A 14,763-nucleotide genomic window follows, 5' to 3' on the forward strand; every position below is an offset into this window, starting at 1 on the left:
ACTGGTCTATCGACAAATAGCAAGCACTTCCGCTGATAATCTGAAAAGACAGTACAATAGCGGTTGTAATTCGTTTGTTTTCAGAAGCTTGACGCCGTTATCACTCCTGTCTGACGGTCATTCTTACCGTTTCCCGCTTCGTTGTCGATTTTCTTGAATCCGGCAGGGTGGCGCAGCCAGTGACGGTCTGCGGACTCTATCTCCAGTCAGTCGGCCGGTGGACTGGTTTTCGGTTCGACAACCCGACGCAACTCTGCTCGTAACGCTGTCCACTTCGCTGCGATGAACCCCAGCAGGATGCACCCGAACCCACCGACGGTGGCGAGCGTGACCTGCTGATCGAGCACGAGCCAGCCGGCGAGCGCGGCGAACAGGGGAATGACGTACTCGATGAAACTCATCTCGATCGGACCTAGCTGGTCAAGTAACCGGAAGTACAGCAGGAAACCGCCGATGCCGGCGACGACAGCCAAATACAACAGCGCCGCAACCGCAGACAGTGTCCACGATGCGTCCGAAAACGACTGTCCGGGAAGTACGAGTACGGTGATATGGAGGACAGCGGCTCCGATAGCCATCAACCATGCCTGCGTGGCCAGAAACGATATCGACGGGCTGGTGTCGTGCGTCACGACGGCTGGGATGGCAAACGCCAGCGCTGCCGCAAACACGAGCCCGATTCCAATAGTACTGCTGATGAGATTCGCTGGGTCAGGATCAGCAATGACGACAACACCGGCGAACCCGAGTACTACGCCGACGCCAGTATTCGCGGTGAACGTGTCATCGCTGGATGCGAGTTTCGTGAGCGCGGGCGTCACGACGGGAACGAGACCGAGCAGGACGGCGGCGACGGCTCCGGTGACGTACTGTTGCCCGGTGAACAGGAATACGTGATGCACGCCAATCATAAGTGTCCCACCAGCGAGGACATACACGTAGTCATCGCGGGTCTGTGGCCGTTCTAGTGAACCTGTGATGGCCAACGCGGCAAACAGGAGGACGGAGGCGATGTCAAAGCGGACGGCAGCGAACGGTACCGGCGGCAGGTCGGCGAGGCCGACATCTGTCGCCATGAATGCAGTACCCCAGATTGCAGCCAGGAGGAGAAAGCAACCTGTCGTTCGATAGCGACTCATTCAGTTGTCGATCACCGCCCGACGCTAAAAGGGCCGTCGAATCCGGTTACAAATTGCTAGACGTTGCCACTGCGCCAGCGACCACCTGACGTGGTGCCGATGATCGGGCTGCATTTGTCCGTGTAATCCACGGTCGGGATCAGTACGCCAGTGAGTAACGTCGATAGCGATCCAGTTCCCACATTGAAAGCCAGGCCTTCCTAAGAACAGATATTTGGATATACTCTATGCTATATGGACTAGCATATTAGGTCTATGAGAACATATATTGCAAAAGCTAGTGAGGAAGAGACGCATTTGAGCGTATATATCTCCATCAGTTGGTATTGGGCTACACTATTAGAATGAGGTCCGTACCTCTCTTATATCCGCACTTTCGATGATTGTATCTGCTGCGTCTATCGCTGTTTCAGGAACGCGTTCATCCGGGTCGAACAACACCGCGGTATCTGCCTCGACGAACGCCTCCGTATCAGTGTGCGAGTCGCCGATATAGGTGATTGACGTGGGATTCTGCTTGCTTCGAACTTCTCTCAGTAATTCTCCTTTCTCGTCGGGCCCGACACCGACATCGATACCCGAAATCCGGCCATCCTCGAACTGAAGCCAGTTCCCCCGAACAAACGCCGGCTCGTACGGCTCGAACTGCGTCGCGAGGTTTGCGACGCCGGCACTGAGGATACCGAATTGGATATTCGTTTGCTGCAGGTGTTTGAGGAGGTCGACAGCACCTGTTTTCGGTTTGACGGATCGGGTCGCACGAGTGATATCTGACCTAGTGATATCGTTCGCACGCCACACGTCGACCGCTCCTCGACACCACTCTTCAAACGTAATCTGCCCGGCCTCGAACCGGTTCGTCAGCGCCTCGGCTTCCGGTGTTGTTCCGTAGAGGGTGTGCAACAGCTCGAACCCGCCGCGCTGTCGAGTGAGCGTCCCGTCGAGGTCGAACACTACCAGATGCGACATACTACCGCTCTGCAACAACTTCTATCTCAACGTCGATATCCACTGGCAATTTAACGACTTCAACAGCACTGCGTGCAGGATAGGGGGATGACATGAGTTCACCGTACACCTCGTTCACCTCGTCATAGTACCGCATATCCTTCACGAACACCGTCGACTTCACCACATCGTCGAGCGAAGCGCCACCGGCCTGCAGTACGGCAGCGACGTTCTGGAGTGTGCGCCGAGTCTGTTCACCGGCCGTGCCTTGGATTACCTCGCCGGTGTCCGGATCGACCGGGCCCTGTCCGGAAACGTAAATACGGTCACCGCTTGCGATTCCCTGTGAGAACGGGCCGATACTATCAGGTGCGTCGTCAGTTGTTAGTTCTTCCATGGGTGTTAGTTGGCTGTCGGCTGGTCGTCCGCGTCGTAGACTTCGTTGATGAACGATGTCGGCAGGCTCGTCGTTAATCCGCCGTCAAGCACCAGATTCTCACCGGTCAGGAAACTCGACATTTCGGAGGCAAGGAACAGCGTCGTATCAGCGACTTCCTGCGGTGTGCCGAACCGACCGAGTGGATACTGGTCGAGCCAGCGCTCCCGTGCGCTCGTCTCTCCGGTTCGTTCCTCCGTGTTTTCCATCTCTGCCCGCCTATTTGCTGTTTCGATGGTCGCCGCGGAAATAACGTTCGAGCGGATTCCGTGCTGGCCGTAATGGGCGGCGATGTTTCGGGAGAGCGCCAGAAGCCCACTTTTCGCCTCGGAGTAGCCGGAGAGACCGATACCGAACAGGCCGTTGACCGAGCCCATGTGGATTATCGACCCGCCGCCAGCGGCGACCATCGCTGGCAGTACCTCTTTGCTCAGGAGGAATTGGCTCTTCAGGTTCAACTCGACCATCGACTCGAAGGTCTCCTCGTCACACCGGTGCAACAGATTGGCGGATTCGTCTGCTCCACCAGCGTTGTTTACAAGTACCCGGATGTCCCCAAATTCTTCGATGGCCGTGTCGACAAGGTCCCGTACTGCATTCCGGTCTGTGACGTCACACTCGACCGGAACAACGCGACCCTCGTGTGTCTCGGTTAGCTCCGTCGCAACCGCTTCCACATCCTCGTAGGTGCGCGAGCAGACGACGACGTCGCCACCCGCTTCGGCGAACCGGGCCGCGATCTCGCGCCCGATACCCCGTGACGCGCCAGTCACAATGGCGGGCCGGTCCGCTAGTGATAGCTCTACCATGACAGGGTCACCCACGTAAGCTGCCCTCTTGAAAGTTGCTCTTGGCCGCTCATGTGATTCGATACTCCTCAATGGCAGCCATATCCACAGTGATACCGAGGCCGGGACCCTCCGGAGCCGGAAGACAGCCGTGGCTGACTTCGAACTGTGTCTCGATGATGTCTGCCTCCCAGCCGTAATACGTCGAATCCGGTGGCAACGAAAAGCCTGGGATGCCGGTGAACGCGTGGAGGATCGCCGCAGTCCGAATTCCGAGGTCGAATGCACAGTGGTGGGTAAAGGGAACCCCGGCATCTTCGAGGATAGCGGCCTGCTGTCGAATCCCACTGATGCCGCCAGCTGGGGTCAAGTCGATAACGCCGACATCCATCGCGCCAGCCTCCACGAGCGACTGCAGATTGTGGGAGATATAGGTGTCCTCGTTCGGTGCGATTGGCTGGCGGAGTCGTTGCCGGAGCCGAGCTAGCGACGTGTGTGAATCGACTCGAATCGGCTGTTCCATGTACTGTAAGTAGATACCTGCATCTTCGAGCATCGCACCGACCCGAACTGCTTGGTCGAGCGTCCAGCCCTGATTCGGGTCGAGTCGAAACTCCAGTTGCCCGTCGACCTCATCGTGCATCGCTTTGATCCGCTCGACGTCCTGTCGCCAGTCCCGCCCAGCCTTTGTTTTGAGGACAGTGAAGCCAGCTTCAAGCGCTTCTCGCGCCTTGAGACGAGACTCCTCGGGCGAGAGAATACCGAGGCAGAAGGCGACAGGGACGTCAGCGGGTGCAGTACTATTGCCATCGACGCTTTGCCGGTGTTGCTGAGCACCCTGTGTCGGTGCTGTCCACCCACCGAGAAGCTCGTACACAGGTCTCTCGAGGGCTTTGCCGACGATGTCCCAGCAGGCTGTTTCGACAGCGGCAAAGAACATATCGACGTTCGTGTACTCAACGAACACCTGCCGGCGGAGCCGCTCGGTTTCGAACGGCGACTGGCCCTCAATCATCGGTCCAACACCGTCTTCAATAATCGACTCGGTGGCCTCTGGTGACAGGAAGACACGCATCTCGCCCCAGCCGCTGATCCCCTCATCCGTGTCGACACGGACGAGGACGCGTTCCATCGAGTGTAGTTTCCCGTGGTTGGTCACGTACGGCCCGATTCCGAGGTGCTCATCCAAGTCGGCCAACGGTACATCTACAGTTACCGCTGACACGCCGGTTATCTCCATGCACCCCTGTCGTTCGGGAACCGATATCAAAGTACCGCTTCCCCCTCTCAGGTCACTGTCTCGATGGCGCTTTCGACCCACTCCAGTGACTGCTCCGGGAGCAGTCCGTAGTTATAGAACGAGAGCCGCGGCACTCCCTTCGAGTCGAGGGTTTCCACGATATCGACCACGGTAGCCTCGTCGTCGATGGCTGGATGGCCCGGTAAGAGGCCGACGTGGAGTGGCACGTCATCGATCACGGTCTCAACGGCGTTGTACGCATCTATGACTGCTTCAGTTGACGACTCGTAGGCTGGCAGACAGTAGTAATCGACGTGGTTCGAGAGCGCTTGCAGGTCGGCTCCGACGATCCACTCGCGGCCGGGTTCCGGTGCGCCGACGTAGTAGCTAAGCGGTGTCGCTCCCGCGGCGTCAGCCAGCGTAGCGTACAGTGACACCAGCGTCTGTTCGCGGACATCAACGTACGCGGCGACAGTACTGTGGTCTGCAAGCCACTCCTCAGGTGAGCGGCCGTGTGATACGTCGCCAGCGACGATATCGTCCAGCGCGCTGGCCACCGTCTCGCGTGCCCGTTCAGTATCGACACCCGCAGCCGTCGCATTTTCTTGACAGTGTGGGCAGAAACACACTCCGAGCAGGAACTCTCCGAGCACGCCCAACTGCGCGTGGATCTTCTGGTGGTGCCAGCCGAACCCCGTCCCGTAGAAGTAATCGAATGTTTCCAGTTCGATACGGGCAAACTCATCGCGGGACGCCAGATCCGAGACCAGTGCCGAGAGATACGTCTGGACCGCGGGCTGGGACGGACACAGGCCAAAGATCAGGTCGTCACCGTGTGCAGATTCCAGCGTGTACTCGGGGTTGGCCATCCCGATCCGAGAGTTGTGGCAGCCGACTGTCCAGGAATTGAGTGAAAGCTCTGACAGGCCGGCGGCGATGTCCGCGACCCAGTCCCCGTCCATCTGTTCATACGGAACCGGTTCGAGGTCCCCGTACTCCGGGCCGGGCTCGAAATACGAACTCGCACGGGCAAACAGTGTCCGCCGCTCCGGATTGTGTGGCGTGAATGCCTGTACAGTGTGATAGTTCGTCGCGAGATTTAGTTCGTCGATGCCGATGTCACGCAGCCGGGTTTCCACCTCGGCCGGCCCTTGGTCCAAGAGGTCCCACGGGTACGCCCACATCGCGAATTCCATACGCGGACAACTATCGCGGCGATAATAAAAGTAGAGGCGGTTACTCCTTGACCGCGCCAGCCGTCATGCCAGCCACGATATACTCCTCTAGGAAGGCGAACAAAATCAGGAGTGGGATAATACCGATAACAGAGACGGTGAGCATCATCCGCCAGTCGGTTTGCAGTGCGCCGACCATCGAGAAGACACCGCGTGGGATGTTGTACTTCGCACTGTCAGTGAGGAAGGTGAGCACGAACAGCAGCCGGTTCCACGCGTAGAGGAAGGTGTATGTGACACTGGCGACCAGCGCCGGCTTCGTGAGCGGGAGCACGATCTTCGTGAGGATCTGTAGTTGGCTCGCCCCGTCGATACGCGCTGATTCTTCGAGCGCGACGGGTATCGTCTTGAAATACCCGTACAGCATCCAGACGTTGAACGGCAGTGTGAACGCCGCCGCCGGGACAATCACAGCCAAATAGGTGTTGAATAGCCCCAGCTGGGTGATAACGTCGAAGAGGCCGACGATTAACACGACTGGTGCGAACATCTGGACGACCAGCACGGCGAGGAGGAAGGTTCGCTTCCCCACAAAGTCGTTCCGGGCACAGGAGTAGGCGGCCGGTATCGCTAACAGAAGCGTCAGCACGACCGTCCCCACAGAGATGATGAAGCTATTCCCGACCCAGAGTAACACGTCAGTCTGCGTCCAGACTTGAAGATACGCCTGAATGCTGGGGTCGCTGGGGACCAGTGTCGCTGGCGCAGCGAATATCTCCGATTCCGGCTTGAGCGTACTCGAGAACATCGCGTAGAACGGCAACATCATGAGCCCAAGCAGTCCGATCAGCACGCCGTAGAGGCGGACTTTGCGGAGACTGCTCCGGTCGTGGCCTGCCATCGTCACAGCTCATCGCCCCCGCGCGTGTAGATGCGCAGGTAGATGATGGCGAAGACGAACAGGAACAGGAACCCGATGACACTGTAGGCGGCGCCGCGTCCGAGGTTCCCGTTCTGGAGGCCCACCTGATAGATATGGATGACGAGCGTCGCCGTCGAACTGATCGGCCCGCCGCCAGTCATCGTCCAGATGACGTCGAAACTGACGAACGTCCAGATCGTCGACAGTAGCGTGGCAATCAGAACGACGCTTTTCAGCTGTGGGAGCGTGATGTACCTGAACTGATGCCACTTCTCGGCACCGTCGATGGCGGCTGCCTCGTAGAGCTCCTGCGGTATCGACTGCAATCCCGCAAGGAATATGATCGCCATGAACGGCGTCCCGATCCAGATATCAGCCACGACGACGCCGAGCCACGCCAGACTCGGGTTCCCGAGGATACCGATACCCTGCTCGATGACACCGAGTTTCAGCAAGATCGCGTTGAGGTAGCCGAACTGCGGGTGCTCTATCCAGCGGAACACCACAGCGGAGATCGCGTAGGGAATCCCCCACGGAATGAGAAACGCTGTGCGGAAGAACTTCCGACCGCGAATATCACCCTTGAGGTGAACGGCGATAAGCAGTCCCAGCAGTGTCTTGCCAACGACACCGGCAACGACCCAGCGGCCGGTCTGCCAGAGCAGCCTGTAGAAGATGTCGCTGTTGAATATCTCGACGTAATGCTGGAGTCCCACGAACGTCTCAATGTTGGAGTCGGCGGGTGACTGGTACAGTGACAGCCGAAACGTCTCGATAATCGGGTACCCGACGACGGAAAGCAGGAACACCGCTGCGGGAGCAATGAGGAGGTACGCTCGGCTATTGCGCTGGACGTACGCCAGCCCTCGTTCGAGACGTGAGTCATCGGACGTTTCGGTGTATTCCTCTGCCAAACTCATCCCTGTCTGTCACTCCATGGCATCTTCGAGATCACTCTGGGCATCGTTGAGCGCTTTCTGCGGCGACTTTCGGTCCGCCAGCGCTTCCTGAATCGCCTGGACCATCCGGTCGTTGAACTCGCTGAAGTTACCGAGCTTCGGTCGGGCGCGGGCGTACTGCCCCGCCTCGACGAAGGGTCCCCAGTTCTCCGAATCTGAGAAGTACGAGCGCTCACCGACGGCTTCGACGACTGGGAGGAACCCTTTCTGCTTCGAGTACTGGAACCGCCGCTCCTCATCGAAGTAGAACCGAATCAGATCCCGGGCGAGGTCCTTGTTCTCGCTCTGGCTCAGGATGGCGAGCGTGTCGATGGTGAACAGGCTGTACCGGCCTTCTGGGCCACGCGGTACCTGCACGATACCGTAGTCGAAGTCGGCTTCCCCGTTTTCTTTCGCGGATTCGATGTTGAGTCCCGTGTACACGTGCCCGATGACCATCCCGAGGTCCCCGTTCTCGAACAGCTGTCGGATGTCCTGCCGCGTCGAGGAGAGCGGTGAGGACTGTGTGACGTTGTGTTCGAGGTGGAGGTCGGTGTACAACGAGAGGGCATCGACAGCTCCACTGGAGTTTACCACAGGCATTCCCTCGTCGTCGACAAGGTCCGCGCCGTGTGACCAGTGGTAGTGGTAGTACTGCGACCCAGTCTCGATCGCGTCGGCCCCTGCAAGGCCCAGTGCTGGGACGCTCGCATCACTGTCGCGGATCTGCGTTGCGGCATCCAACATATCCTGCCACGAGTTGAGGGACGGGTCTTCGGGGTCGAGCCCCGCCGTCTCGAAGACGTCTTTGTTGTAGTACAGGCACTTGTTCGAGGCGGCCCACGGCACGCCGTAGTGGGAGCCGTTGTACATCGTTCCATCGGCCACGCCGTCGTAGAACTGTTCACCGAACTCCCCGTCCATCATGTCATCGAGCGGTTCGAGTGCCTCTTTACCCACGAGCTGGGGGATCCAGCGCGCAGGCCACCGACTGACATCGGGTGCTTCCCCACCGTCGACACGGTTGTTCACAGTTTGCCGGGCGTTGTCCCACGTAACGCTGGTGAACTCGACGTCGACGTCATGCTCGTCCTCGAAGGCTGTGTTATTCTCCTCGAAGAATTGCTTGATGTTGTCCCCGACACCCATCGTGAGGAACTGCACGCTCTGCGTACCGCCGTCGCCGCCATCACCGCCGCTCTCACTGTCGCCGTCACCACCGTCACTACCGCTCCCACCGTCGCCGCTGCACCCGGCGATAGCGATGGCGCCGCCTGCGCCGAGTGCTTGGAGAAGCCGTCGGCGGTCGATACTGTCGTCGATAGACCTGTCGTTGTTATCGGGCTGCATCGTTAATGTCACCTATTTCCATGTACATAATTCTTTGTATTGTGTCACTCACTGCTCAGCATTGTGCTCGTGAATCGCAGTCATGAGGGCCGCGAGTTCGTCGCCGATGACCGAGCGGATTCGTTTGCCTGTCTCTGCGCTCGCCTGCTTCGGCGTCCCGATGGCCCCGGACGTAGAATACTCGTCGAACGAGCGGTAGACAGAGACGTTGCCTCCGTCAAGCAAGTCTTGCCCGCCCCAGCCGTAATGTTCGTCCATCGGTTCGCCGTCGCGGACCTTTGGGTTGCCTACGAGGTCTGGTCGGAGCGCGAGCATGAGGGACGTTTCGAACTCACCGCCGTGCGCCATCCCCCCTGTCTCGGTCGTTCGGAATTCCTCGATTCTATCCGACGCCAAGTGGAAGTACGTCGTTCCCAGTACTTCGGCGTCAGTGTCGACGCCCACGGTACTCACGACGGCGTCAATGAGTGAACTGTTCCCGCCGTGGCCGTTGACGAACAGCACCGCATCGAATCCGTTCTGGATGCCAGCGTGTGCGATATCCTCAAGTGTCGCTCGCAAGTGTGCAAACTCGAGTGACAGGGTCCCACCGAACGACAGATGGTGTGGCGAGAACCCGCTCCAGACCGGCGGTGTCACGACGACAGGCACGTCGTCCAGACGCTCGATAGCAGTGTCGACCATCGCCTCAACGAGGAGCGTGTCGGTGATGACCGGGAGGTGATTCCCGTGCTGTTCGACGCTTCCAACGGGAATAACGAGGACAGAGCCCGACTGTTCACCGACATCTCGGATCTGACTCGCAGTCATCCCAGCCCATTCGTTGTCCTTCCGACCGATAGTATCGTACAACATATTACACTGATTCTGTCCGCTGTGGCTGATTCAGTTCCACTCGCTCGCCATCGGGACCAAACAGATGCATATCCTCTGTATGAAACCCGAGCTCGATTTTGTCGCCCCGTTCCGGGCGATACTCGCTATCGACCCGGGCTACGACTTCTTTCGACCCGCCCCCAGTCTCCAGATAGAGGAAGTTGTCAGACCCCATTGGTTCTACGACGTCGACAACTGTATCGATGTACTCGCCGGCGCCCTCGGCGACGAAATCTTCTGGACGAACGCCCAACGTGTACTCTCCGTCCGGAATGTCGACGTTGAGCGTAAACTCGATATCTGACGAGTGGAACGTCGCGCGCCCGCCGCTATTCGTCACACTCGCTTCGAAGAAGTTCATCGATGGCGATCCGATGAACCCCGCGACGAACTTGTTGTTGGGCTTATCGTAGCAGCGTTCCGGTGGCGCAACCTGCTGGAGTTCACCCTGATTGAGAATCACGATCCGGTCGGCCATCGTCATCGCTTCCGTCTGATCGTGCGTGACGTAAATTGTCGTCACGTCAAGCTCTTCCTGAATCCGCTGTATCTCCGTACGCATCTGTGTCCGGAGCTTGGCGTCAAGATTCGACAGCGGTTCGTCCATCAGAAACACATCTGGGTCGCGGACAATCGCCCGTCCAAGTGCGACACGCTGTTGCTGGCCACCCGAGAGCTGCTTCGGCAGGTCGTCCATGAGGTCCGAAATCTCCAGTAGCTCGGCGGCCTCAGTTACCCGCTCCTCGATCTGATCATCGTACTCGCCTGACAGCCGAAGCCCGAAAGACATGTTATCGCGTACGGTCATGTGTGGGTACAGGGCGTAACTCTGGAACACCATCGCAATGTTCCGGTCCTGTGGACGAACGTCGTTGACTACGTTCTCCCCGATAGCAATCTCACCGTCGGTGACCGTTTCGAGGCCGGCAATCATCCGAAGTGTCGTCGACTTGCCACACCCCGAGGGTCCGACAACGACGACAAACTCCCCATCCTCGACGGCCAGAGAGAGGTCCTCAACTGCAAGGACGCTGTCGTCGTATACCTTGCTGACGTTTGATAGTGTAACTTCGCTCATACCGAGTAGAAGAAGCATCGCAATCATCATTAATAAATGTTGGTAGTATTGGCACATCACGCAGGCCACTCACATCGGAACCCGCGGAGCACCTGTGGCGCAACCTCCGATATGACTGCGTAGCCGACGGTTCTGAACCGAGGCTAAACGTCACACCGATACGTATGACCACATCCTATGATACAGAATACGGAGTAGAGGCTCACTACTTCGTAAAGGCCGGATATCAACGCGTTTCCAATCTCTTTCAATGAGATTGAAAGTCACTGGGGACGCTCGTACGGAATACACGACTGTCACAAACCGACTCTAGAGTGTCTGTAACTACTAAATCCGGCACTCGACATTACATCATAGGCCCTCATGTGGTATGTTGCCATTTTCCGTGAGTAGGGAGGGATACAAAAATAACACTCGTACTCTTGTTAGATTCGCCTCTCTCAGGGGAAAGCATCAGTTTTCAAGATGATTGGAAACATTTTGTTTCCTGACGGAATCTATTTTACCCTGGGAGAAAAAGCGCATTCATGCCTTCACAGAACAAAAAAACGATCAGCGCGGTTGAGACAACGCTGGACATTCTCGCCGCCCTCGGAAAACTTGAACCAATTGGCCTCTCCGATCTTGCGTCTCATCTTGATATCCCCACAAGCACTGTCTTCATCCACCTCAATACACTCGTCCAGCGGGACTACGTTGTCAAGGAATCCGGACAGTATCGTCGCTCGTTCCGCTTTCTGGAGCTCGGTGGCAGTGTTCGGCAAAGACTTGACATCGGCCGACTGCTTCGCAATAAGGTTGAAGAGCTCAGCAGAGAAACCGGCGAGATTGCTGGTGCTGGCATCGAGGAGAACGGCCAGCGGGTCATCCTCTACAGGAGCTCAGGCGGAAAGGCTGCGGGCGACGAAATTCCCATCGGGAATCACACAGAGATGCACTGGACATCGCTGGGTAAAGTAATTCTGGCGCATCTTCCGGTCGAAAAGCGAAACGAAATCGTTGCCAACCATGGGCTTCCGAAAGGGACTGATAACACGTTATCGTCCCGGTCTGATCTCGCAGCGGCGCTTGAGCGAATCCGTGACCAGGGCTATGCGATAGATGATGAGGAGCATCTCAGAGGCGTTCGAGGCGTCGCCGTTCCGATATTCAACGACGAACAGGAAGTCATGGTGTCGCTTGGTATTACTGGACCCAGAGATCGATTCACCTCTAGGTATATGGCAAATCTACTAGAGATACTTCGATATACGAAAAACGAAATCGAAGTTCGAAGCCAGTACTACGAATACAGTACTATAGACGGATAGACGTGAATATGGTAGTGAAACGCTTGGCATCACCGCTAAAATAGAGACGTAGCGTCAGTTCGGCATGATTTTGTCCCCGAGCTTGGCTATGTGGGTATTGGGCCCTTTTGATTTTCCCTCTACATCTCGTGTTTTGATTCGAACGTTTCATATGATCGAAATAGCAAAATCGTTGGGAAGCCATCTGCGTCGCTTTCTCACACTGATTGCACGACCAGCGCACCGGTCACCTCTCACCACAGATAACGCCTGCACTTCTGTTATCCTTTCCGTGAAACCGTCAGCCTGCTACGTTGAACTGGCTGTGTTCACAGATGTCGAGTCCGATATGCGAATCGCGCGCGAAGAAATCTTTGGCCCCGTACAGACTGTCCAGTCGTTCAAGACGTATGACGAGGCCATCGCGCTGGCAAACGACACGCAGTTCGGACTTGCCGGCGGGGTCGCGACAGAATCGACTGATATCGCCCATCAGGCTGCCACAGACATAGACGCAGGCGTTGTCTACATCAATGCGTACGGACCGATCCGACCCGAAGGGCCGTACGGCGGGTTCAAGCAGTCAGGCATTGGCCACGACCTCGGCAGGGCAGCGGTAGAGCAGTATCAGCAACCCAAAACGGTGTACGTCAACCTCGACAGCCCCGAAATCTGACGCTAGAATGCCGCAAAATTCAGCGGTCGACCCTTTTCAACGGTATTCTAGCGTCTTTGGAACCCGATATCCCGGTGGGGAAGTGGAGTCTCCTCGACTTGCCCCATGGAACCCACTGATCTGATGTGATAGCCAACCTTGGAGACTCAATACAAATACTGAACCACGTTTCACCTCACGCGAGTATAAACATATCTGGCACAGTTATTTTGAATGTGCTCGAACGAATACTGGGATTAGACTATTTGTTGGTATAAACGAAAAAATAAAACGAAAACCGGGAAATTACAGGCCCTATTTTTATGTTTCACTCCTATAATATGGGTTGGCGTCTATATATTCGATTGCTTTCCCGTTTCTGTTTGGGTGTCGTGCCACGGGTTCCACGTTCATGCTACGCCGCACTCGGCAACCACTCTGTCGTATCATCCGCTTCAGGCCCCATGGTTTCAATATGACCTGTTATCTCATTCGCAAACAGTGACTCTCAGTCGCCACCGCTCCTCATCAGGCAGTTTTTTCGGTGTTGTTCGTGAACTGCTTGCTAGACGCTCGCCACTCGAACTGGCTGCGCTTCTCACTTCTCGCTCCGATGCCAACTACGACACTGCGATGACAGAACACTCTCGCCCAACAGAATGACACCACAGGCCACTGATTCCGACATTTCCGATACCACTGCTGAATCATCTGTCCGAACGGCCAATTCGACGTGGTGGCTCGTGGTTGGTGCGAGCCTGATTTCGATGGGATTGGCCGCATACGAGATCGTCCCTGCAAGTGTCACACCACTTATTCAGGAATCACTGCGGGTCGGGCCGACAGCTGCCGGCCTCTTGGTCGGAGTCATGTTTGGGACCGCTGTTGTTGTCAGCCTCCCTGCCGGTGCTGTGCTGGATCGGACCGATTCGAGAACCGCGATGGCACTTGCAGTGGGCATATTACTCATCGCCGGGGTGTGGGGCTGGCGAGCCGGGCGGCGTGGTCAATTCCAATCAATCCTCGCCTCGCGTGCACTGGGCGGAGCCGCGTATGTCGTCGTTTGGAACGCCGGCATCGATATGGTGAGCCGGGCCGTCGACGGCTCTCACCGCGCGACAGCAGTCGGCATCTTCACCGCGAGCGGGCCGGTTGGCTTCGCACTTGGACAGGGATCAGGTCCGCTCATCGCTGAGCGGTTCGGCTGGCCGGCTGTCTTTCTGGCCTTTATCGGCCCTGCAATCGTGGGGCTGGCCGTTTTCTGGCCAGCGAGCCGCGGGCACGGCGGGAGCCACGGCGATGCCCCGTCCCTGCGGGAATTCGGAGCAGTGCTCCGGAGCCCAAGCGTCTGGCTCGTCGGTGTCCTCGGCTTTCTCGGCTACGCGCTGTACCTGTTCGTGAACAGCTGGGGCTCGTCGTACCTCACGCAGGGGCTGGACTTCTCTCTAGCCGTGAGCGGGCTTGTTGTTGCCGTATTCCCCGCCGTTGGTGTACTCTCTCGAATCAGCGGCGGCCTCATCTCGGATCGAGTCTTTGACGGCAGACGGCGACCGATCGTGCTGTGGTCGTTCGGTCTTGCCGCTCCGCTTCTCTTCGGGTTTACACAGTTTCGCTCGCTGGCCCTGCTCGTTGCTGTCCTCCTGCTGATTGGATTTGCGGTCCAGTTGACGCTTGGCCTCTCGTTTACGTACGTCCGAGAACTCGTCGACCCGCGCGTCGCTGCAACGGCGGTCGCATTCCAGACCAGTATCGGCCTCGCGGGGGCGTTTGTTGCACCGATTGCCGGCGGAGCCGTGGTGAACAGAGCTGGATTCGAGCCGGCGTTTCTACTGGCTGGCGCGGTTGCCGTCGCAGGTATCATCGTCGCCTGGCAGGCTCCAGAACCGGGACGCCAGTAGGATAGGACGCGCTCAATCCGGTCTCTCACGA

At 57.5% G+C, this 14,763-nt stretch carries 13 protein-coding genes and 1 pseudogene; 3 read left to right on the forward strand and 11 right to left on the reverse strand.

What is annotated here, in order from left to right; genetic code table 11:
- Nucleotides 1-206: 206 nt before the first annotated feature.
- The 11 genes from RBH20_RS17520 to RBH20_RS17570 all read right to left on the reverse strand — a co-directional run bounded on the left by RBH20_RS17520 (nucleotide 207) and on the right by RBH20_RS17570 (nucleotide 10,890).
- Nucleotides 207-1,139: a DMT family transporter gene (locus tag RBH20_RS17520; protein ID WP_306711048.1), complete on the reverse strand. Its 933-nt coding sequence runs from the start codon at nucleotides 1,137-1,139 to the stop codon at nucleotides 207-209.
- 339 nt (nucleotides 1,140-1,478) lie between these two features.
- The gene (locus RBH20_RS17525; protein ID WP_306711050.1) at nucleotides 1,479-2,108 is read right to left on the reverse strand and encodes an HAD-IB family phosphatase; all 630 of its coding nucleotides are present in this window, start codon (nucleotides 2,106-2,108) and stop codon (nucleotides 1,479-1,481) included.
- A gap of 1 nt (nucleotide 2,109) precedes the next feature.
- The gene (locus tag RBH20_RS17530; protein ID WP_306711052.1) at nucleotides 2,110-2,484 is read right to left on the reverse strand and encodes a Rid family detoxifying hydrolase; all 375 of its coding nucleotides are present in this window, start codon (nucleotides 2,482-2,484) and stop codon (nucleotides 2,110-2,112) included.
- Nucleotides 2,485-2,489: 5 nt separating this feature from the next.
- Complete coding sequence (locus RBH20_RS17535; protein WP_306711054.1) at nucleotides 2,490-3,332, reverse strand: SDR family NAD(P)-dependent oxidoreductase; 843 nt, start codon at nucleotides 3,330-3,332, stop codon at nucleotides 2,490-2,492.
- Nucleotides 3,333-3,381: 49 nt separating this feature from the next.
- On the reverse strand, nucleotides 3,382-4,551 hold the full coding sequence (locus tag RBH20_RS17540) for a mandelate racemase/muconate lactonizing enzyme family protein (RefSeq protein WP_306711056.1): 1,170 nt from the start codon (nucleotides 4,549-4,551) through the stop codon (nucleotides 3,382-3,384).
- Between the two features lie 47 nt (nucleotides 4,552-4,598).
- Entirely contained in the window at nucleotides 4,599-5,747 is a 1,149-nt protein-coding gene (locus RBH20_RS17545) for a hypothetical protein (protein WP_306711057.1), read from the reverse strand.
- Between the two features lie 40 nt (nucleotides 5,748-5,787).
- Nucleotides 5,788-6,633, reverse strand: coding sequence for a carbohydrate ABC transporter permease (locus RBH20_RS17550; RefSeq protein ID WP_306711059.1), 846 nt, complete (start codon nucleotides 6,631-6,633; stop codon nucleotides 5,788-5,790).
- On the reverse strand, nucleotides 6,630-7,568 hold the full coding sequence (locus RBH20_RS17555; RefSeq protein WP_306711061.1) for a carbohydrate ABC transporter permease: 939 nt from the start codon (nucleotides 7,566-7,568) through the stop codon (nucleotides 6,630-6,632). Before RBH20_RS17555 ends, RBH20_RS17550 begins: the two co-directional genes overlap by 4 nt.
- A 9-nt stretch (nucleotides 7,569-7,577) precedes the next feature.
- Nucleotides 7,578-8,936: a sugar ABC transporter substrate-binding protein gene (locus tag RBH20_RS17560; protein ID WP_306711062.1), complete on the reverse strand. Its 1,359-nt coding sequence runs from the start codon at nucleotides 8,934-8,936 to the stop codon at nucleotides 7,578-7,580.
- Nucleotides 8,937-8,984: 48 nt separating this feature from the next.
- Nucleotides 8,985-9,791, reverse strand: a complete 807-nt coding sequence (locus RBH20_RS17565) for a creatininase family protein (protein ID WP_306711064.1) — start codon at nucleotides 9,789-9,791, stop codon at nucleotides 8,985-8,987.
- A 1-nt stretch (nucleotide 9,792) separates the two neighbouring features.
- Nucleotides 9,793-10,890, reverse strand: coding sequence for an ABC transporter ATP-binding protein (locus RBH20_RS17570; protein WP_306711066.1), 1,098 nt, complete (start codon nucleotides 10,888-10,890; stop codon nucleotides 9,793-9,795).
- A 527-nt stretch (nucleotides 10,891-11,417) separates the two neighbouring features.
- Between RBH20_RS17570 and RBH20_RS17575 the strand changes: the two genes are divergently transcribed.
- The 3 genes and pseudogenes from RBH20_RS17575 to RBH20_RS17585 all read left to right on the forward strand — a co-directional run bounded on the left by RBH20_RS17575 (nucleotide 11,418) and on the right by RBH20_RS17585 (nucleotide 14,732).
- Complete coding sequence (locus tag RBH20_RS17575) at nucleotides 11,418-12,200, forward strand: IclR family transcriptional regulator (RefSeq protein WP_306711068.1); 783 nt, start codon at nucleotides 11,418-11,420, stop codon at nucleotides 12,198-12,200.
- Nucleotides 12,201-12,489: 289 nt separating this feature from the next.
- Nucleotides 12,490-12,855: pseudogene (locus tag RBH20_RS17580) on the forward strand (aldehyde dehydrogenase family protein); the annotation flags it as partial.
- 638 nt (nucleotides 12,856-13,493) lie between these two features.
- On the forward strand, nucleotides 13,494-14,732 hold the full coding sequence (locus tag RBH20_RS17585; RefSeq protein ID WP_306711072.1) for an MFS transporter: 1,239 nt from the start codon (nucleotides 13,494-13,496) through the stop codon (nucleotides 14,730-14,732).
- The last annotated feature ends 31 nt before the right edge of the window (nucleotides 14,733-14,763 follow it).

This window comes from Haloarcula sp. H-GB4, from assembly GCF_030848575.1.
Classification (GTDB): domain Archaea; phylum Halobacteriota; class Halobacteria; order Halobacteriales; family Haloarculaceae; genus Haloarcula.